The 18186-nt window shown below is 72.8% G+C and carries 20 protein-coding genes and 1 pseudogene; 12 read left to right on the forward strand and 9 right to left on the reverse strand.

Going from position 1 to position 18186, the window contains the following annotated elements:
- Positions 1-40: 40 nt before the first annotated feature.
- Positions 41-859, forward strand: a complete 819-nt coding sequence (locus ACFQLX_RS03265) for a J domain-containing protein (protein WP_386411680.1) — start codon at positions 41-43, stop codon at positions 857-859.
- A 32-nt stretch (positions 860-891) separates the two neighbouring features.
- Here the strand turns inward: ACFQLX_RS03265 and ACFQLX_RS03270 are convergent, their stop codons facing one another.
- From ACFQLX_RS03270 to ACFQLX_RS03280, 3 genes are all read right to left on the reverse strand, one after another.
- On the reverse strand, positions 892-1143 hold the full coding sequence (locus ACFQLX_RS03270) for a hypothetical protein (protein WP_386411682.1): 252 nt from the start codon (positions 1141-1143) through the stop codon (positions 892-894).
- On the reverse strand, positions 1140-1499 hold the full coding sequence (locus tag ACFQLX_RS03275) for a hypothetical protein (protein WP_386411684.1): 360 nt from the start codon (positions 1497-1499) through the stop codon (positions 1140-1142). Before ACFQLX_RS03275 ends, ACFQLX_RS03270 begins: the two co-directional genes overlap by 4 nt.
- An 86-nt stretch (positions 1500-1585) precedes the next feature.
- Positions 1586-2092: an Lrp/AsnC family transcriptional regulator gene (locus tag ACFQLX_RS03280; protein WP_386411686.1), complete on the reverse strand. Its 507-nt coding sequence runs from the start codon at positions 2090-2092 to the stop codon at positions 1586-1588.
- A 194-nt stretch (positions 2093-2286) separates the two neighbouring features.
- Here ACFQLX_RS03280 and pdhA point away from each other — a divergent pair, with 194 nt between their 5' ends.
- Genes pdhA through ACFQLX_RS03295 form a run of 3 tightly spaced genes read left to right on the forward strand, consistent with a single transcriptional unit; the run spans position 2287 to position 5884 of the window.
- Positions 2287-3450, forward strand: coding sequence for a pyruvate dehydrogenase (acetyl-transferring) E1 component subunit alpha (gene pdhA, locus ACFQLX_RS03285; RefSeq protein ID WP_386411688.1), 1164 nt, complete (start codon positions 2287-2289; stop codon positions 3448-3450).
- A complete protein-coding gene (locus ACFQLX_RS03290; protein WP_386411690.1) occupies positions 3450-4517 on the forward strand; it encodes an alpha-ketoacid dehydrogenase subunit beta in 1068 nt (355 codons plus the stop codon). The genes pdhA and ACFQLX_RS03290 overlap by 1 nt, the downstream gene beginning before the upstream one ends.
- The gene (locus ACFQLX_RS03295; protein WP_386411692.1) at positions 4517-5884 is read left to right on the forward strand and encodes a dihydrolipoamide acetyltransferase family protein; all 1368 of its coding nucleotides are present in this window, start codon (positions 4517-4519) and stop codon (positions 5882-5884) included. Before ACFQLX_RS03290 ends, ACFQLX_RS03295 begins: the two co-directional genes overlap by 1 nt.
- 71 nt (positions 5885-5955) lie before the next feature.
- Here the strand turns inward: ACFQLX_RS03295 and ACFQLX_RS03300 are convergent, their stop codons facing one another.
- On the reverse strand, positions 5956-6744 hold the full coding sequence (locus ACFQLX_RS03300; protein ID WP_386411694.1) for an alpha/beta hydrolase family protein: 789 nt from the start codon (positions 6742-6744) through the stop codon (positions 5956-5958).
- 88 nt (positions 6745-6832) lie between these two features.
- Positions 6833-7423: a TetR/AcrR family transcriptional regulator gene (locus ACFQLX_RS03305; protein ID WP_386411696.1), complete on the reverse strand. Its 591-nt coding sequence runs from the start codon at positions 7421-7423 to the stop codon at positions 6833-6835.
- A gap of 90 nt (positions 7424-7513) precedes the next feature.
- On the opposite strand from ACFQLX_RS03305, the gene paaN reads away from it, so the two are divergent.
- Positions 7514-9223 carry a phenylacetic acid degradation protein PaaN gene (paaN, locus tag ACFQLX_RS03310; RefSeq protein ID WP_386411698.1) on the forward strand — a complete coding sequence of 570 codons (1710 nt, stop codon included), beginning with the start codon at positions 7514-7516 and terminating at the stop codon, positions 9221-9223.
- A gap of 44 nt (positions 9224-9267) precedes the next feature.
- Here paaN and ACFQLX_RS03315 read toward each other — a convergent pair whose 3' ends face one another.
- From ACFQLX_RS03315 to ACFQLX_RS03325, 3 genes are read right to left on the reverse strand one after another with little or no spacing between them, the layout of a single operon-like run.
- Positions 9268-10005, reverse strand: coding sequence for a TrmH family RNA methyltransferase (locus ACFQLX_RS03315; protein ID WP_386411700.1), 738 nt, complete (start codon positions 10003-10005; stop codon positions 9268-9270).
- A gap of 30 nt (positions 10006-10035) precedes the next feature.
- Positions 10036-11418, reverse strand: a complete 1383-nt coding sequence (locus ACFQLX_RS03320) for an HTTM domain-containing protein (RefSeq protein WP_386411702.1) — start codon at positions 11416-11418, stop codon at positions 10036-10038.
- A complete protein-coding gene (locus tag ACFQLX_RS03325; RefSeq protein ID WP_386411704.1) occupies positions 11415-12200 on the reverse strand; it encodes a DUF5819 family protein in 786 nt (261 codons plus the stop codon). The genes ACFQLX_RS03320 and ACFQLX_RS03325 overlap by 4 nt, the downstream gene beginning before the upstream one ends.
- Before the next feature lie 327 nt (positions 12201-12527).
- Between ACFQLX_RS03325 and paaA the strand changes: the two genes are divergently transcribed.
- From paaA to ACFQLX_RS03350, 5 genes are all read left to right on the forward strand, one after another.
- Positions 12528-13529: a 1,2-phenylacetyl-CoA epoxidase subunit PaaA gene (gene paaA / locus ACFQLX_RS03330; protein WP_386411706.1), complete on the forward strand. Its 1002-nt coding sequence runs from the start codon at positions 12528-12530 to the stop codon at positions 13527-13529.
- Positions 13526-13810: a 1,2-phenylacetyl-CoA epoxidase subunit PaaB gene (gene paaB / locus ACFQLX_RS03335; protein WP_386411708.1), complete on the forward strand. Its 285-nt coding sequence runs from the start codon at positions 13526-13528 to the stop codon at positions 13808-13810. Before paaA ends, paaB begins: the two co-directional genes overlap by 4 nt.
- Before the next feature lie 41 nt (positions 13811-13851).
- Positions 13852-14583, forward strand: coding sequence for a 1,2-phenylacetyl-CoA epoxidase subunit PaaC (gene paaC / locus ACFQLX_RS03340; protein WP_386411710.1), 732 nt, complete (start codon positions 13852-13854; stop codon positions 14581-14583).
- 158 nt (positions 14584-14741) lie between these two features.
- The gene (paaD, locus tag ACFQLX_RS03345; protein WP_386411729.1) at positions 14742-15296 is read left to right on the forward strand and encodes a 1,2-phenylacetyl-CoA epoxidase subunit PaaD; all 555 of its coding nucleotides are present in this window, start codon (positions 14742-14744) and stop codon (positions 15294-15296) included.
- The gene (locus tag ACFQLX_RS03350; RefSeq protein ID WP_386411712.1) at positions 15293-16414 is read left to right on the forward strand and encodes a 2Fe-2S iron-sulfur cluster-binding protein; all 1122 of its coding nucleotides are present in this window, start codon (positions 15293-15295) and stop codon (positions 16412-16414) included. Before paaD ends, ACFQLX_RS03350 begins: the two co-directional genes overlap by 4 nt.
- 31 nt (positions 16415-16445) lie before the next feature.
- Here ACFQLX_RS03350 and ACFQLX_RS03355 read toward each other — a convergent pair whose 3' ends face one another.
- Positions 16446-16775, reverse strand: a complete 330-nt coding sequence (locus ACFQLX_RS03355) for a rhodanese-like domain-containing protein (protein ID WP_386411731.1) — start codon at positions 16773-16775, stop codon at positions 16446-16448.
- A 163-nt stretch (positions 16776-16938) separates the two neighbouring features.
- Here ACFQLX_RS03355 and ACFQLX_RS03360 point away from each other — a divergent pair, with 163 nt between their 5' ends.
- Complete coding sequence (locus tag ACFQLX_RS03360; RefSeq protein WP_386411733.1) at positions 16939-17946, forward strand: DUF6457 domain-containing protein; 1008 nt, start codon at positions 16939-16941, stop codon at positions 17944-17946.
- Positions 17943-18186, forward strand: a pseudogene (locus tag ACFQLX_RS03365) (hypothetical protein); the annotation flags it as partial. The gene ACFQLX_RS03360 and the pseudogene ACFQLX_RS03365, both read left to right, overlap by 4 nt.

The raw sequence follows: 18186 nt of genomic DNA on the forward strand, positions 1-18186 counted from the left end.
GGAAGCGTGCCAGGGGCCGCGGGCGCACCGTCCGCGGCCCTTGGCCTACCCTGGCCCGGTGACTGAAGCGAGCAGTGTGGGCAACACGGGCGTGGAGCGGCTGGAGCGCGCGGTGCGCGCGGCCGAGGACGCCCTGATCGAGTACGAGATCGCGGTGGACACCTTCCGGATCGAGGTGGACAACTTCTCCCGGCTGCACCACCAGCGCCTCGGCCCCGTCTACACGCGGCTCGACGAGCTGGACGCGCTGATCGCGGAGGCGGTCGCGGCGCGCAGCGGTGACCCGGACGACATCGCCAAGGCGCAGGACCTGCGCTCGCTGGTGATGCCGATACCGGGGGTGGAGGAGCTGTTCGGCGGCTGGATGACGGACGACGGGATCACCCCCGAGGCCGCGGCGATGCTCACCGACCAGTCCGCCCGTACGCCCGAGCGCGTCCGGCCGAGCGAGACGTGCCGGCGGCTCTACCGGGAGCTGGCCCGCCGGGCGCACCCGGACCTGGTGCAGGACGAGACCGAGCGCGACCGGCGCTCGGAGTTCCTCATCCGGGTCAACCAGGCGTACGCGATCGGCGACGAGGCGGCGCTGCGCGCGCTGACGGCGGAGTGGGAGGCGGGCCCGGCGCCCGTACTGCCGGAGCTGACGCGCGCGGAGGAGCTGTACGCGCGGCTGGAGTGGCTGGCGGCGCGCAAGGAGGACCTGGCCGCGCAGGCCAAGGAGCTGGAGGAGTCGGCGATCGGCCAGATGCTGCTGCTGGCCCCCGACGACCCGGACCGCCTCATCGAGGAGGTCGCGGAGGAGCTGATGGCGCGGGTGGCGCGCCGGGAGGTGGAGCTGGCGGAGCTGAGCGCGGACTGACACCGGGGAGGGAGGGCGGACGGCGCCCCGGTTCACCAGCCCGTGATCTGCATGACGTAGACCCGCTCGTGGCGTGGAATGACCTGGTACTCGAACATTCCGCCGGGCACCAGCGCCGTGCCGCCGCCGGGTGAGTGGCCGGTGTCCGCCGAGCCGTGGAGGTGGAGTGCCGCGGCGGCGCGCACCAGTTCGTCGGCTTTCCGCTCCACCTCGGCGACCAGCGCGAGAGGGGCGCCGTGAACGACGTGCTCCTCGCTGGGGTCGTACTCCCAGGTCCAGGTCACGCAGCCGCTGCCCGTGCTTCGTTGACGACGGAGAGGACCTCGTCCATGGCAACCCGCCAGGAGGGGTCGGTGCGGTCGAGGGACTGGCACGCCTGCTCCGCGCTGCGGCGGCGCTGGAAGAGGTCGGGACGGCGCTCGATCTCCACCTCGCCGGCCCACACCGTCAGCCACTGGTGGATGGGCGCGAGGGTGTTGTGCTGCGCGGCGAGGGAGAACGCCTCGTTCTTCTGCCGGTCCATCTCGCTCAGCCGGTGCGGGGCGATACGGGCAAGCGCCAGACGCAGGGCGTCGGGGGTCCGCGAGGGCCGCGGAAGCAGCTCGGAGGGCTGGTCGGAGGGAAGCTGCGGGGTGCTCACTGTCTGTCTCCTTCCACATCCGCCACGGACGCGCTTGCCCGTAGCTTAGCGAGCTGCGGGGCGGCGCACGGGGGAGACGGAGACGCTCACGCCTCCTGGAGGTCCGTCTCCTCGAAGACCAGCAGGGTGCGGGTGGAGAGGACCTCCGGTATCGCCTGGATCCTGGTCAGGACGAGGTCGCGCAGGGCGCGGTTGTCGGCGGTGTGGACCAGGAGCAGGACGTCGAAGTCGCCGCCGACCAGGGCGATGTGCGTGGCGCCGGGGAGGCTTTCCAGCTGGGCGCGGACCGAGCGCCAGCTGTTTTGGACGATCTTCAGGGTGATGTACGCGGAGGTGCCCTGGCCTGCGCGTTCGGCGTCGACTCGGGCGCTGAAGCCGCGGATGACGCCGTCGTGCAGCAGGCGGTTGATGCGGGCGTAGGCGTTGGCGCGCGAGACGTGCACCTGCTCGGCGACCGAGCGCACCGAGGCGCGGCCGTCGGCGCGCAGGATGCGCAGGATGGCGTGGTCGACCTCGTCCAGCGGGCGCGCGGGGCCCGGGGGCGGGCCGCCGGGGGCGCCCGGGGGGTCGGCGGCCATCTGTTCGTCGCTCACGCTCTCCGCCTTCCGCACATGGACGCACTGCCCTCATTCCAGGCTGTGCAGAACCGTTTGTCCACAGGCTCTCGGCGAGAGTAGCCAAACTGCCCGGGCAACCGAACAATCGGTAGGTGAGGGACAGGCCCGACCGGCCGCGCCCTCTGTGTGTTCATGCCTGTGTTCATGCCCCCCACAAGGAGGTGGAAGTCATGACGGTCACCGAGCAGCCCTCACGCCCCGCGCAGACGGCCGCACCGCGCTGGCAGCCCGCCCGGGACCCGGCGCCGCTGCTCCCGGACGCCGAGCCCTACCGCGTGCTGGGCACGCCGGCCGCGGCGCGGCTGGACGCGGAGCTGATGCGCGGGCTGTACGGGGAGCTGGTGCGCGGCCGCCGGTACAACCAGCAGGCCACCGCGCTGACCAAGCAGGGCAGGCTGGCCGTCTACCCCTCCACCACGGGCCAGGAGGCGTGCGAGATCGCCGCCGCGCGGGTGCTGCGCGAGCAGGACTGGCTCTTCCCCTCCTACCGCGACACCCTGGCCGCCGTCGCCCGCGGCCTGGACCCCGTGCAGGCGCTCACGCTGCTGCGCGGCGACTGGCACACGGGGTACGACCCGCGTGAGCACCGCATAGCGCCGCTGTGCACCCCGCTGGCCACCCAGCTGCCGCACGCCGTCGGGCTGGCCCACGCCGCCCGGCTGAAGGGCGACGACGTGGTCGCGCTGGCGCTGGTCGGCGACGGGGGGACGAGCGAGGGCGACTTCCACGAGGCGCTGAACTTCGCCGCGGTCTGGCAGGCGCCGGTCGTCTTCCTGGTGCAGAACAACGGCTTCGCGATCTCCGTCCCGCTGGCCAAGCAGACCGCCGCCCCCTCCCTGGCCCACAAGGGCGTGGGCTACGGGATACCGGGCAGCCTGGTCGACGGCAACGACGTCGCCGCGGTGTACGAGGTGCTCACCGAGGCCGTGGAGCGGGCGCGCTCGGGGGGCGGCCCGACCCTCGTCGAGGCCCTCACCTACCGGATCGACGCGCACACCAACGCCGACGACGCGACGCGCTACCGCTCGGCCGAGGAGGTCGAGGCGTGGCGCGCCCACGACCCGGTGGCGCTGCTGGAGCGCGAGCTGACCGGGCGCGGCTGGCTGGACGAGGCCGGGATCGAGGCCGCGCGCGAGGCCGCGGAGGAGATGGCGGCGGAGCTGCGGGCCGCGATGAACGCGGACGCGGAGCTGGATCCGGCGGATCTCTTCGCGCACGTCTTCGCGGAGCGGACGTCCCAACTGAGGGAGCAGGAAGCGATGGTGCGGGCCGAGCTGGCCGCAGAGTCGGCTGACGGGCCGGCTGCTGGGCCGGTTGCTGGGGAGGAGCACTGATGGGGACTGCTGTTCAGTCCGGCCGCCGGGCCGGGGCGCAGGCCAAGCCCGCCACCATGGCGCAGGCCATCAACCGCGCCCTGCGCGACGCCATGGCCGAGGACCCCTCGGTGCACGTGCTCGGCGAGGACGTCGGGCAGCTCGGCGGTGTCTTCCGGGTCACCGACGGGCTCACCACCGAGTTCGGCGAGGACCGCTGCACGGACACGCCGCTGGCCGAGGCCGGCATCCTCGGCACGGCGGTCGGCATGGCGATGTACGGGCTGCGGCCGGTGGTCGAGATGCAGTTCGACGCCTTCGCCTACCCGGCGTTCGAGCAGCTGATCAGCCACGTCGCGCGGATGCGCAACAGGACGAGGGGTGCGATGCCCCTGCCGCTCACCATCCGGGTGCCCTACGGCGGCGGCATCGGCGGGGTGGAGCACCACTGCGACTCCTCCGAGGCGTACTACATCGCCACGCCGGGGCTGCGGGTCTACACCCCGGCCACGGTCGCCGACGCGTACGGGATGCTGCGCGAGGCCATCGCCTGCGACGATCCGGTGGTCTTCCTGGAGCCCAAGCGGCTGTACTGGTCGAAGGCCGACTTCGTGCTGGACGCCCCGGCGCCGGTGGAGCCGGTGGGCCCCACGGGCCGGGCCGTCGTGCGCCGGCCGGGGACCTCCGCGACGCTGATCACGTACGGGCCCTCCGTGCCGGTCTGCCTGGAGGCCGCCGAGGCGGCGCGGGCCGAGGGCTGGGAGCTGGAGGTCGTCGACCTGCGCTCGCTGGTCCCCTTCGACGACGAGACGGTCGCCGCCTCGGTGCGGCGGACGGGACGGGCGGTCGTGGTGCACGAGGCGACCGGCTTCGGCGGCCCCGGCGGCGAGATCGCGGCCCGGGTCACGGAGCGGTGCTTCCACTATCTGCAGGCGCCGGTGCTGCGGGTGGCGGGCTTCGACATCCCGTATCCGCCGCCGATGCTGGAGAAGCACCATCTGCCGGGCGTGGACCGCATCCTGGACGCGGTGGACCGGCTGCAGTGGGAGTCGGAGTTCACCGACCCGAGTGCGGACGGGGGCAAGTGATGCCGGAGGTGCGGGAGTTCAGCCTGCCGGATCTCGGTGAGGGGCTGACCGAGGCGGAGATCGTGCGCTGGCTGGTGGAGGTCGGCGAGGTCGTCGCCGTCGACCAGCCGGTGGTGGAGGTCGAGACGGCCAAGGCGATGGTCGAGGTCCCCTGTCCGTACGGCGGCGTGGTCACGGCGCGGTTCGGGGAGCCCGGGGACGAGGTGCCGGTGGGGTCCGCGCTGGTGACGGTGGCGGTGGGATCCGCTGCGGGCGGTTCGCCGCAGGGCGCCGCCGGAGCCGCTGCCGAGGCCGCTGCCGAGGATGGGGTGGAGGCGGGCTCGGGGAACGTGCTCGTGGGGTACGGCACCAGCACGTCGGCGGGCGGGCGGCGGCGCCGGGCGCGGCGTCCCGGCTCTGATTCCGGGGGCGCGGGTGCCCGCGAGGTCGCCGCGGCCGGTGCGCCGGTCGCCGTCGAGGCGCCGGTGTCCGGTCCGGTCGCGGTCATCTCGCCGCTGGTGCGGCGGCTGGCCCGGCAGCACGGGCTGGAGCTGGCGCGGGTGCGCGGCTCGGGCCCCGGCGGGCTGATCCTGCGCGCCGATGTGGAGCGGGCCGCTGCGGCCCGTACGCCTGAGCCGGCTCCTGTTGTCCCTGCGGTGGCCGCTGCCCCGGCCGCCGAGCGTGTGCCCCTGCGCGGCATCCGCGGGGCCGTCGCCGAGAAGCTCTCGCGCAGCAGGCGGGAGATCCCCGACGCGACGACCTGGGTGGACGCGGACGCGACCGAGTTCATGGCGGTGCGCCGGGCGATGAACGCCGCGGGCGGCGCCGCTGCGGGGTCTGCGGGGTCTGCGGGGAAGGTCTCCGTCCTCGGGCTGCTGGCGCGGATCTGCACGGCCGCGCTGGCCCGTTATCCGGAGCTGAACGCCACGGTGGACACCGAGGCCCGCGAGATCGTCCGGCTGCCCGAGGTCCACCTGGGCTTCGCGGCGCAGACGGGCCGGGGATTGGTGGTGCCGGTGGTGCGCGGGGCGCAGGCGATGAGCGCCGCGCGGCTCAGCGCGGAGATGGCGCGGCTGACGGAGGCGGCGCGGGCGGGGGCGCTGACGCCCGCCGACCTGACGGGCGGCACGTTCACGCTGAACAACTACGGCGTGTTCGGCGTCGACGGCTCCACGCCGATCATCAACCACCCCGAGGCGGCGATGCTGGGCGTCGGCCGAATAGTGCCCAAGCCGTGGGTGCACGAGGGGGAGTTGGCGGTGCGCCAGGTCGTCCAGCTGTCGTTCACCTTCGACCACCGGGTCTGCGACGGCGGCACGGCGGGCGGCTTCCTGCGCTATGTCGCGGACTGCGTGGAGCAGCCCGGGGTGCTGCTGCGGGACCTGTAGGCCGTATGGCGGCCGTATGACGGATCGGCGGTGAACGCCCGCCGCGGAGGCGGGCGTTCACCGCACCGGTGTCAGCCGGCGCTCTTCTTGATGAACGCCCGCACGCTCTCCCAGGTCTTCGGGTACTCGTCGAGGAGCGAGTTGCCGTGCTCGGCGCCCTCGATGACCTCGTACTTCAGGTCCCTGGAGTGCGTGGCCGCCTTCTTCAGCTTCTCGGCGTCCTCGAAGAAGCGGCTGTCGTTACGGCCCACGACCAGGTAGACCGGCATCGTCAGCCTCGCCACCGCCGCGAGGGCGTCGAGGTCGCCGAACTCGGCCGGACCGGAGAGGGAGACCACGGCCGAGACGGGCGGCTCGATCACCGCGGCGGCGGCGAGGGAGCCCGTGCCGCCCTTGGAGGCGCCGATCAGCACGATCTTCTTCGCGCCCTTCTCGCGCAGCAGCTTCGCGCCCGCGACGAGTTCGTCCACCTCCGTGGAGAGGCTGTTGATCGCCAGCGCCTGGTAGCCGTCGGCTGCCAGCTGGTCCGCCAGGGGCACCCAGGAGCAGGCGTTGAGGTTCACCTGGTGGGAGAAGATGACGCCGACCGGGCCCTTGCCCGTCAGATAGGCGTCGGTCTCCATGCCGTCGGGGAGCGCCAGGGTGGTGGAGCCGGCCAGCTGGTCGGCTTCGAGGCAGCCGAGGTCGTTGGGCCCGGAGCTCTCCGGGGCCGGCTCCGGGGTGGTGCTCGCGGGGGCCGCGTTGTCCGTCGAGCCACCGGTGGAGCCGCTCGGGGAGCCGCTGTCCCCGCCGCAGCCGGTCAGCGCGATCAGCACCGCCGTGGACACAACCGCCGCCGCGCACACCCTCGTTCGCCTCATGAACCGCGATGGTGGCGGCAGCGGAGGCCCGGGTCAACGGCGGAGGATCGCCTTCCGGCAACGATCCGGCCGCAGCCGGGCCCCGGCCCTACGTACGCAGTCCGGCGAACGCCATCCGCACCACGGCGTCCGCCACCTCGGCGCCGTGGTGGCCGCCGCGCGCCTGGGGGCGGTACCACTCGGCGACCGAGTTGATCATCCCGAAGAGCAGCCGCGTCGCCAGCTTCGGATCCACGTCCGCCCGGATGTCGCCGTCCGCCGCGGCCTGCTTCAGCAGCTCCGCCACCCGCTGGTCGAACTCGCGCCGGCGCTCCATCGCCCACCGCTCGGTGGCGGTGTTGCCCCGCACCCGCAGCAGCAGCGTGACGTACGGCAGGTCGGCCGTCAGCACCTCGGTGCTGCGACGCGTGACGTACTCCAGCCGGTCCACCGCGCGCCCCTCGCACGCTCCGGGCTCCTCCAGCACGCCGAAGAGGCCGTCGAGGGCGCGGCTGACCGCGCGGTGCAGCAGCTCCTCCTTGCCGCGTACGTGGTGGTAGATGGAGGACTTGGAGATACCCGCGGCCTTGGAGAGGTGCTCCATCGACGTGCCGTCGTAGCCGCGCTCGATGAAGACCTCGACCGCCACGGCGAGGAGGGACTCGGGCGTGTACGTGTCCCGCTTGCCGCCGTCTGCCACTTATCCACAGCCCCTCTTAAACCGACCGATCATTCGGTTACTCTAACCGCGATCGGACTTTCCCTTCCAGCTCGACGAGGAGTTGGCCCCATGATGACCGAGCCGAGTGCCCTGAGCCACGAGACGCTGACCGAGCGGCACCGCCCCACCCTCGACCGGGCGCTGGAGGCCGCCGGCAGCCGCGGCTACTGGTCGCCCTACCCGGAGCACCCCAAGGCGTACGGGGAGAGCGCCCCCGCCGAGGGCCTGGCCGCCTTCGAGGCGGTGCGCCGTACCCGCTTCGAGCTGGACCAGCCGGGCACGGACGGCTGGGCGGCCCCCGGTGAAGTCTCGCCCTACGGACCAGAGTTGGGCATCGAGTATCCGCACGCCGACCCCGACGTGCTGCTCCCCGCCATGCGCGCGGCCATCCCCGCCTGGCGGGACGCCGGCCCCGAGCTGCGCGCGCTGGTCTGCCTGGAGATCCTGGCCCGCATCAGCGCCCGGACGCACGAGTTCGCGCACGCGGTGATGCACACCTCCGGGCAGGCGTTCATGATGGCGCTGCAGGCCGGCGGCCCGCACGCCCAGGACCGCGGCCTGGAGGCCGTGGCGTACGCCTACGCCGAGCAGACGCGCACGCCGCGGGCGGCCGACTGGTCCAAGCCGCAGGGCAAGCGCGAGCCGCTGGAGCTGAGCAAGACCTTCACCGCCGTGCCGCGCGGCGTCGCGCTGGTCATCGGCTGCAACACCTTCCCCACGTGGAACGGCTACCCGGGCCTGTTCGCCTCGCTGGCCACGGGCAACGCGGTGCTCGTCAAGCCCCATCCGCGCGCCGTGCTGCCGCTGGCGCTGACCGTGCGCATCGCCCGCGAGGTCCTCGCCGAGGCGGGCTTCGACCCGGACCTGGTCTGCCTGGCCGCCGAGCGCCCCGAGGAGGGGATCGCCAAGACGCTGGCCCTGCGCCCCGAGATCCGCATCATCGACTACACGGGCTCCACCGCCTTCGGTGACTGGCTGGAGGCCAACGCCCGCCAGGCGCAGGTCTACACGGAGAAGGCCGGCGTCAACACGGTGGTCGTCGACTCCACCGACGCCTACGCCGCGATGCTGGCGAACCTCGCCTTCTCCCTCTCCCTCTACAGCGGCCAGATGTGCACCACCCCGCAGAACCTGCTGATCCCGCGCGACGGCATCGACACCGACGCGGGTCACAAGTCCTACGACGAGGTGGTCGCCGACCTCGCCGCCGCCGTGGACCGGCTGCTCGGCGACGACGCCCGCGCCAGTGCGCTGCTGGGCGCCGTCGTCAACCCCGGGGTGCGCGAGCGCCTGGCGGCGGCCGCCGGGCTGGGCGAGGTCGCGCTGGCCTCGCGCGAGGTGGCCAACCCCGACTTCCCCGACGCCGTGGTCCGTACGCCGGTGATCGTCAAGCAGGACGGCGCGCGGAAGGTCTGGGAGGGCCCGGACGCCGAGGCGGCCTACCTCTCCGAGTGCTTCGGCCCGGTCTCCTTCGCGGTCGCGGTGGACTCCACGGCCGAGGCGCTGGAGCTGCTGCGCCGCACGGTGCGGGAGAAGGGCGCGATGACGGTCGGGGCGTACACCACCTCGCCGGAGGTGGAGCGTGCGGTGGAGGAGGTCTGCCTGCAGGAGGCGGCGCAGCTCTCGCTGAACCTGACGGGCGGGGTGTACGTCAACCAGACGGCCGCCTTCTCCGACTTCCACGGCAGCGGCGGCAACCCGGCGGCGAACGCGGCCCTGTGCGACAGCGCGTTCGTGGCCAACCGCTTCCGGATCATCGAGGTCCGCCGCCAGGCGTGATGCCCGACGCCCGGACCCGGGGGCGGCCTAACTCCGTACAGGACCTATCGCGGGCCGCCCCAGTGGAAGAGCGTCATCGCGACGCTCGTGGCCAGGTTGTAGCTGGAGACCTGGGGGCGCATCGGGAGCGCCACCAGGTGGTCGGCGCGGGTGCGCAACTCGGTTGAGAGGCCGTGGCGTTCGGTGCCGAAGGCCAGCAGGGCGTCGTCGGGGAGGGTGAGGGCGCGGATGTCCTCGCCCTCCGGGTCCAGGGCGTAGAGCGGACCGGGCGGCAGCCCGTCGAGGTCCAGGCGCTCGACCGCGGTGGCGTAGTGCAGTCCGGCGGCTCCGCGCACGGCGTTCGGGTGCCAGGGGTCCGCGGTGCCGGTGGTGACCACGCCGGTCGCGCCGAAGCCGGCGGCCAGGCGGATCACGGCGCCGATGTTGCCCAGGTTGCGCGGGTCCTCCAGGACGACCACGGGCGCGGTGCGCGGGCGGCTGTGCAGCGCCGCCAGGTTCGCCGGGCGCGGGGTCCGTACGGCCAGGGCGGCGACCTCGGTGGGGTGCGCCCGGGGGGCGAGCCCGCGCAGCTCCTCGGGGGTCGCCTCGGTGAGCAGGGCGTCCAGCGCCGCGGTGAGGTCGGGCGCCAGCTCCGCCGCCAGGTCCAGCGCCCGCGCGCGGTCGGTGGTGAGCGCGGTCCGTACCTCCGCGCCGAAGCGCAGGGCGTGCTTGAGGGCGTGGAAGCCGTCGAGCAGCACGGTGTCGCCGCCGGACGGTGGCGGCGGGGCGGGGGAGTCGGTCATCCGTCCATCTTCGCCCCTGCCGCCGACCGCTCAGGACGTGCGGACGTCCTCGGGTTCGGGCTCGGGCTCGGGCTCTGACGCGGACACGGGCGCGGACACGGGCGCGGACGGCGACCCCTGCCGGGGAGCGGGGATCACCCCCGCCGCCGTGGCGGGCGCCTCCGTGGGCTCCGCCTCCGCCCGGCGCCCGCGCAGCAGCCGGCGGGGAAGCGCCGAGATTCGGGCGCCGGCCCAGACCAGGAAGACCGTCGGCAGGAAGACCGCGTCCGCCGAGATCATCGCCAGCGAGAAGAAGGGCAGCCCGAGCAGCACCGCGATGCTCAGGTGCTCGACGATCATCAGCGCGAGCAGGGCGTTCTTCAGCCGCCGGTTGAAGAGGGTGAAGGGGAAGGCGACCTGCACCATGACCGTGCCGTAGCTGACGATCATCACCATCGTGCCGCTGGCGGCGAGCACGTCGCCCAGCGCGGGCCAGGGGGAGAAGTAGTCCAGCTTGAGCGGGTAGTAGACGGCCGTGCCGTCCTGCCAGCGCGAGCCGCTGATCTTGTACCAGCCGGCGGTGGCGTAGATGAAGCAGACCTGGACGACGATGATCAGCAGCCCGGCGTTGTGCACGAGGTTGGCCAGGGCGTCCAGCACGGCGCGCGGCTCGCCCGCCGGCCGCTCCCGCACGTACCACCAGGCCCCCTGGGAGAGCCAGATCGTGCACAGGGCGAAGCCCCAGCCCGGCATGTGCGCGACGGGGCCGAGCGTCCAGAACCACTCGATCCTGCCCAGCGCGCAGAACAGCAGCAGGAAGAAGCCCAGCACGGTCCACAGCCAGACCCCCACCAGGTCGGGCCCCGGCCGCGCGGCGCCCGACTCCTGCCGGCGCCGTCGGCGCGCGTCCAGCGACCAGACCTGCCCGCAGCGGGTGAGCACCAGGTAGCCGGCCATGAGGTGGACGACGTTGTCGCCGCCGTCGCCGACGATGACGCTGCGGTTCATGAACGAGAAGACGCCGAGCATGAAGAGCACCGACATGGTCCGCGTCCGCCAGCCCAGCAGCAGCCCGAGGGCGGAGAGCACGGCCAGCGCGTAGACCACCTCGAACCAGCTGTCCTGGCGCGACCAGAGCAGCATCGTGAAGGGGTCGTGCAGCGCGGTCTGCCGCTGGGCCAGCTCCCAGCTCCAGGGCGAGTCGGGCCCGTAGAGCTGGTGGCGGTGCGGGAACTCGCGCAGCAGGAAGCCGAGCCAGGTCAGCGCGAAGCCGATGCGCACGACGGCCGTCTGGTACGGGCCCAGCGCGCTGCCGGTGACCTTGGCGATCCCGGTGGCGAGGGCGTTCTCGACGCGGCGCGCAGGGGTGGCGCGCGAGGAGGCGGGGGAGCCCGGCGGGTTCGGGGAGCCCGGGGAGGCGGTGGTGGTGGTCACTTGGCCGCTTCCTCCCAGCGCCGCAGATCGCCGGGCTGCAGGTCACCGGAGGTGACCCGCCACCAGGGGAGCGTGCGGTACGTGGTCTTGGTGTCGGTCTTCTCGCCGGTGTAGGGGGGCCGGGGGATCGCGGTGTACGTACCGCGCAGCTGGACGCTCTCGAGCCGGGCGCCGTCGTGCTCGGGGCCCAGGCGCAGGAGCACGATCCGCTTGAGGTAGGCCTTGGAGAAGCCGCCGCGCTCGCCGAGGGGCTCGTTCTTCTCGTTGTGGGAGTTGAGGTAGTACTCCCAGGCCCGGCGGAGCTGGTTCTGGTCGGTGTGGCTGGGGAAGGGGTTGTGCCGGATGGCCGCGCCGTCCTGGGCGGAGAGGTCGATCCACTCCGTGTCGGTCAGCTCGCCACCGGTGTTGACCCTGGCGCGGACCTGGACGTGGATGTTGGTCTGCAGCGGGTTGGGGGCGAAGAGCTTCCAGTTCTGCTCGAACTCGGGGTAGACGTAGTCCGCTATCAGGCCCTGGTGCTCCTTGCTCACCGTGTTCGGCGGGGCGATGTGGAGGAAGAGCGTCCCCAGGTGCAGCGCTGTGAGCAAGGTCACGGCCGCCAGGGCGACGGATATGACGGCGCGCGAGAGGGGCGAGAGCCGCGCCTCCCCGGCGTCCTCGCCTGCGGTGGCCCCACCTGCCGCGGCCTCGGGGTCGGCTATGTCCGCCCCGTCGGCCTCCCGGGTCTCCCCGGTCACGTGCGGTGCGGTTGCGGCGACGACCTGCCGTTCCCGATCTTCCATGCCCGACTTCCCGTGTCACTGGATGGTGGCGCCCCCCGCCCGCCCCGCAGCGGGTCGGGCAGGGCCTACGGCCCGGAAGGGGCCGGTTCGGCACGCTACCGTCCCCGGCCTCCCGGGCGCACTGCCCGGCAGCCGCGGACTTTGTCCACAGGGTGGGGACTGCGGCCTTGACAGGGTACGGCCCGAAGCCGACCATGGAACCGAACGATCGGTCGGTCGGGCCGCGGCCGGGTGCGGCCCGCAGCGCGGTCAGCAGCGTGGTCAGCAGTGCGGCGCGCGAGGGATCCGGCCGGACACAGTGGGAGTGACGCAGCGAGGGGGCCGCCCATGACGGCGATGATCGGCGAGGCAGGCACGCGGGACGCGCAGGAGGCGTTCGACGCGGCGGTGGCGGCCGACGAGCGCATCGAGCCGCGCGACTGGATGCCCGACGCCTACCGGGCCACGCTGGTGCGGCAGATAGCGCAGCACGCCCACTCCGAGATCATCGGCATGCAGCCCGAGTCGAACTGGCTCACCCGCGCCCCCTCCCTGCGCCGCAAGGCGATCCTCATGGCCAAGGTGCAGGACGAGGCCGGCCACGGCCTCTACCTCTACAGCGCGGCCGAGACGCTCGGCGTGAGCCGCGACGAGCTGCTGGACAAGCTGCACACGGGCCGGCAGAAGTACTCGTCGATCTTCAACTACCCCACGCTGACCTGGGCGGACGTCGGCGCGGTCGGCTGGCTCGTGGACGGCGCCGCGATCATCAACCAGGTGCCGATCTGCCGCTGCTCCTACGGTCCGTACGCGCGGGCGATGGTGCGGGTCTGCAAGGAGGAGTCCTTCCACCAGCGCCAGGGGTACGAGCTGCTGCACACCCTCAGCAAGGGCACGCCCGAGCAGCACGCGATGGCGCAGGACGCGGTGGACCGCTGGTGGTGGCCGTCGATGATGATGTTCGGCCCGCCGGACGACGAGTCCACGCACTCCGCGCAGTCGATGGCCTGGAAGATCAAGCGGCACTCCAACGACGAGCTGCGCCAGCGCTTCGTGGACATCTGCGTCCCCCAGGCCGAGATCCTCGGCCTCACCCTCCCCGACCCGGACATCCGGTGGAACGAGGAGCGGGGGCAGCACGACTTCGGCGCCATCGACTGGTCCGAGTTCTGGGACGTGCTCAGGGGCAACGGCCCGTGCAACGAGGAGCGGTTGAACCGCCGCCGGCAGGCGCACGAGGACGGGGCGTGGGTGCGCGAGGCGGCGGCGGCCTACTCCGAAAAACACGACAGGCGCACCGAGCGCGACCGGCACGCAGAACACGACCAGCACGGAAAGGCGCAGGCATGAGTTCGAGTTGGCCCCTGTGGGAGGTCTTCGTCCGCAGCAGGCGCGGCCTGTCGCACGTGCACGCCGGCAGCCTGCACGCCCCCGACGCGGAGATGGCCCTGCGCAACGCCCGCGACCTCTACACCCGCCGGCAGGAGGGCGTCTCGATCTGGGTGGTGCCGTCCACGCGGATCACCGCCTCCTCGCCCGACGAGCGCGACCCGTTCTTCGAGTCGGCCGCCGACAAGCCCTACCGCCACCCGACCTTCTACGAACTGCCGGACGGGGTGAAGAACCTGTGAACCCGAGTCCTGTGAGCCCGAGTCCTGTGAACCCGAGTCCGGTGAGCCCTACGGGTGCGGTGCTGGCCCTGGGCGACGACGCCCTGATCCTCTCCCACCGGCTCGCCGAGTGGTCGGGCAACGCCCCCGTGCTGGAGGAGGAGGTGGCCCTCGCCAACATCGGGCTCGACCTGCTCGGGCAGGCGCGGCTGCTGCTGTCGATGGTGGGCGACGAGGACGAGCTGGCGTTCCTGCGCGAGGAGCGCGCCTTCCGCAACCTCCAACTGGTCGAGCAGCCGAACGGCGACTTCGCGCACACCATCGCGCGCCAGCTCTACTTCTCGGTCTACCAGGAGCTGCTGTACGGGCAGTTGGCGGCCGGGGACGGCCCGCTGCGTCCGCTGGCGGCCAAGGCGGTCAAGGAGGTCGCCTACCACCGCGACCACGCCGAGCAGTGGACCCTGCGCCTGGGCGACGGCACTCCCGAGTCGCACGAGCGGATGGCCCGCGGACTGCAGGCGCTGTGGCGCTATACCGGCGAGATGTTCCAGCCCGTCGAGGGCCTGGACGGCAGCGGGGACGCCGGAGTCGTGGACTGGCCGGCGCTGGAGGCGGCGTGGCTGGCCCGCGTCACCGACGTGCTGGAGCGCGCCACGCTGACCGTGCCCGAGGGCCCGCGCACGGGAGCGTGGGCAGCGGGCGCGGGCCGCCAGGGCCTGCACACGGAGTCCTTCGGCCGGATGCTCGCGGAAATGCAGCACCTGCACCGCAGCCACCCGGGGGCGTCATGGTGACGAGCAAGCCGGACATCGGCACGGTGCAGGAAGCCCTCCCGGAGCATCAGGACCTGCCAGAACTTCCGGAGCAGCCTTTTGAGCAGCCCTCTGAAGAGTTCTCTGAAGAGCCCTCCGAAGAACTCTCTGAAGAGCCTCTGGAGGAGAGCGACGAGCCTCTGGAAGGTTCCCTCGAAGCGGAACTGCTGAAGCTGGCCGGAGGGGTTCTGGACCCGGAGCTGCCCGTGCTCAGCCTCGCCGAGCTGGGCGTGGTGCGCGGAGTGCACGTGTACGCGCCGGGGCGGGTGGAGGTCGAGCTGACCCCCACCTACACCGGCTGCCCGGCGGTCGAGGCGATGTCCGCGGACATAGAGCGCGCGCTGATCGAGCACGGGGACGTGGCCCGGGTGCGGGTCCGCCTGGTGCTGGAGCCGGCCTGGACGACCGACGACATCACGGCCGAAGGCCGCCGCAAACTCCGGGAGTTCGGCATAGCGCCCCCGCGGCCGACCCGCGAGCACGGCCCGGTCGCGGTGGGCCTGGGCCCCACCCGCACGGCCACCGACGCGGCCCCCGCACAGCCGGGAGCGGCGACGCCCGAAGCGGTGCGCTGCCCGCGCTGCGACTCCCCGCACACCACCCTCCTCTCCCGCTTCTCCTCCACAGCCTGCAAGGCCCTGCGCCGCTGCGAGGACTGCCGGGAGCCGTTCGACCACTTCAAGGAGCTGACATGACGGCGCCCGCACCGGCGGCCTCCCGCCAGCAGGCCGCCTTCCACCCGCTCACCGTCGTCCGGGTGGAGCGGCTGACGGAGGACGCCGTCGCGCTGACCTTCGCCGTCCCCGCCGAGCTGCGGGAGGCGTACCGCTTCCACGCCGGGCAGCATCTGGCCATCCGGCGCCGGGGCGCCGGGGGGAACGGGGGCGGGGTGCGGCGGACGTACTCGATCTGCTCGCCGGAGTCCGCCGATCCGGCCGAGCTGACGGTCGGGGTGCGGGAGGTCGCGGGCGGCGAGTTCTCGACGTACGCGAACCGGGAGTTGACGGCCGGCGACGTTCTGGAGGTGCTGACTCCGGCCGGGCGTTTCGGACTGCGGGAGCGCCCGCGTCCCGGTGGGCACTACGCCGCGATAGTCGGCGGCAGCGGGATCACACCGGTGCTGTCCATAGCCGCGACGCTGCTCGCCGGCGATCCGCAGGCCCGCTTCTGCCTGGTGCGCAGCGACCGCACGGCGTTGTCGACGATGTTCCTGGAGGAGGCCGCGGACCTGAAGGACCGCTGGCCGGAGCGCTTCCAACTGGTGCAGACCCTCTCCCGGGAGGAGACGCAGGCGGGTCTGGAGTCGGGACGGCTGGACGAAGGGCGCCTGGAGCGCCTGCTGCCCGCGCTGCTGCCGGACACGGTGGCGGCCGTCGACGGCTGGTTCCTCTGCGGCCCCTACGGACTGGTGCAGGGAGCCGAGCGGGCGCTGCGGACGCTGGGGGTCGCACGCCGCCGTATCCACCAGGAGATATTCCACGTGGACGACGGCTCAGCGCCGCCCCCCGTGGCACCGTCGGCCGACCGCACGCCCGACCAGGCGTCGGTCACGGCGACGCTCGACGGCCGCTCCGGCAACTGGGAGGTGCGACCGGGGGAGACGCTGCTGGAGGCGGTCCTGCGCAACCGCTCGGACGCGCCGTACGCGTGCAAGGGAGGCGTCTGCGGGACGTGCAGGGCGTTCCTGGTCGAGGGCGAGGTGCGGATGGAGCGCAACTTCGCACTGGAGCCGGACGAGTTGGAGGCGGGCTATGTCCTGGCCTGCCAGTCGCACCCGGCGACGGAACGGGTGGAGCTGGACTTCGACCGCTGAGCGGTGAGCGGTGGCGGCTGGTGCTGACCTGTCAGGCCACCGTGCCCGGAGCGCCGTCGGCGGTGACGACCGGGCGGCCCGTGGCGGCCCAGGCCTCCATGCCGCCGGCGACGTTGACGGCGTCCAGGCCCTGCTGGCCGAGGTACATCGTGACCTGGGCGGAACGTCCGCCGGAGCGGCAGATGACGTTGATGCGGCCGTCCTGCGGGGCGGCCTCGGTCAGCTCGCCGTAGCGGGCGACGAACTCGCTCATCGGGATGTGCAGCGCACCGTCAGCGTGGCCGGCCTGCCACTCGTCGTCCTCCCGGACATCGAGCAGGAAGTCGCCGTCGCTGAGGTCGCCGACGCGGACAGTGGGCACATGTGAACCGAAGACCATGACGTCGACGGTACCGGAGGCGCGCGCACCTCCGGAGGGGAGGACCGGCGCGCGCATACTGGCGACTGTGCTCAAGGCCCAGGACAACGCAGCAGTGTCGCAGGACGACGACGCAGCGCCCCATAACGAGACGTCCCACGACGAGATGCCGCACGGCGAGGCACCGTATGACGAGGAACTCCCTGCGATGCCGTACGACGCGGTGGTCCTCGCCGGGGGGCGGGCGGGCAGGCTGGGGGGCGCGGACAAGCCGGGCCTGTCGGTGGGAGGCCGCCCACTGCTGGAACGAGTGCTGTCAGCGTGCCGCAACGCCAGAACGGTGGTGGTCGTGGGACCACCGCGCGAGACGGGCAGGAAGGTGCTGTTCGCCCGAGAGGACCCTCCGGGCGGCGGCCCGGTAGCGGCGCTGGCAGCGGGACTGACAACAGAGCCGACAACAGAACCGATGACGGGACCGACAACAGGACCAGCAACAGGACCAGCAACAGGACCAGCAACAGAACCGACGACGGCACCCCACCTAGGAATACAGGCCGAGATCGTGGTCGTACTCTCGGCCGACCTGCCGTTCCTGGCGGCGGAGACGGTGGCGGGACTGGTGGCTGCGATCGGGGATGCGGACGGGGCGCTGCTCAGGGACGCGGGTGGCCGGGACCAGCCGCTGGTGGCGGCGTATCGCACGGAGGCGTTGCGGCGGGGGCTGGACCGGTTGGTGCGGGAGTACGGCGAGCTGGCCGGACTGCCGCTGCGGAAGCTGACGGAGGGGCTGCGGCTGCACCGGGTGGCGGCCGGATCGAGCGCCTTCGACTGCGACACCTGGGAGGATCTGGCCATTGCCCGAGCGAGGATCAGGGAGCGTGGGACCGTGCTGGACGAGTGGATGACGGCGGCGGCGAACGAGCTGGGTATCGAACTGGACGTGGACAAGGGAGCGTTGCTGGACCTGGCACGCGACGTGGCACACGGGGTGGCACGTCCGGCGGCACCACTGACGACGTTCCTGGTCGGCTACGCGGCCGCGCAGGCCGCGCAGGCCGCGCAGGCGGGCGGCGGCGAACAGGCGGTGGCGGAAGCGGTCCGCAAGTGCACGGAACTGGCAGCCCGTTGGTCGGCGGAGTCCGACGGAACGACGCCGCCGGGAGCGGCAGGATGACCCCACGCCAACGCCCCACGTTCCAGGACGAGTTCGACGACGCGGTGACCCTGGGCAACGCCCACCTGGCCAAGAAGGACGTACCCCCCGCAGACCACGTCGGGCCCCCGACCCACCCAGCCGAAAACTACGGCGACGCCTTCACCCCAGACGAACCGAACCCCACCCCACCCCCCACCCCCCACCGACGCGGAGCACCGCAACCCCACCACACACCAACCGAAGCAACCCCCCGCCCCG

It is taken from the genome of Streptomyces polyrhachis (assembly GCF_042663125.1).
Lineage (GTDB): Bacteria > Actinomycetota > Actinomycetes > Streptomycetales > Streptomycetaceae > Streptomyces > Streptomyces polyrhachii.

Excerpts from the sequence above, each read along its gene's own strand:
- pdhA (WP_386411688.1), top strand. The coding sequence starts at position 2,287 with ATGACGGTCACCGAGCAGCCCTCACGCCCCGCGCAGACGGCCGCACCG.
- ACFQLX_RS03290 (WP_386411690.1), top strand. The coding sequence starts at position 3,450 with ATGGGGACTGCTGTTCAGTCCGGCCGCCGGGCCGGGGCGCAGGCCAAG.
- ACFQLX_RS03295 (WP_386411692.1), top strand. The coding sequence starts at position 4,517 with ATGCCGGAGGTGCGGGAGTTCAGCCTGCCGGATCTCGGTGAGGGGCTG.
- ACFQLX_RS03300 (WP_386411694.1), bottom strand. The coding sequence starts at position 6,744 with ATGAGGCGAACGAGGGTGTGCGCGGCGGCGGTTGTGTCCACGGCGGTG.
- paaN (WP_386411698.1), top strand. The coding sequence starts at position 7,514 with ATGATGACCGAGCCGAGTGCCCTGAGCCACGAGACGCTGACCGAGCGG.
- ACFQLX_RS03315 (WP_386411700.1), bottom strand. The coding sequence starts at position 10,005 with ATGACCGACTCCCCCGCCCCGCCGCCACCGTCCGGCGGCGACACCGTG.
- ACFQLX_RS03325 (WP_386411704.1), bottom strand. The coding sequence starts at position 12,200 with ATGGAAGATCGGGAACGGCAGGTCGTCGCCGCAACCGCACCGCACGTG.
- paaA (WP_386411706.1), top strand. The coding sequence starts at position 12,528 with ATGACGGCGATGATCGGCGAGGCAGGCACGCGGGACGCGCAGGAGGCG.
- paaB (WP_386411708.1), top strand. The coding sequence starts at position 13,526 with ATGAGTTCGAGTTGGCCCCTGTGGGAGGTCTTCGTCCGCAGCAGGCGC.
- ACFQLX_RS03350 (WP_386411712.1), top strand. The coding sequence starts at position 15,293 with ATGACGGCGCCCGCACCGGCGGCCTCCCGCCAGCAGGCCGCCTTCCAC.
- ACFQLX_RS03360 (WP_386411733.1), top strand. The coding sequence starts at position 16,939 with ATGCCGCACGGCGAGGCACCGTATGACGAGGAACTCCCTGCGATGCCG.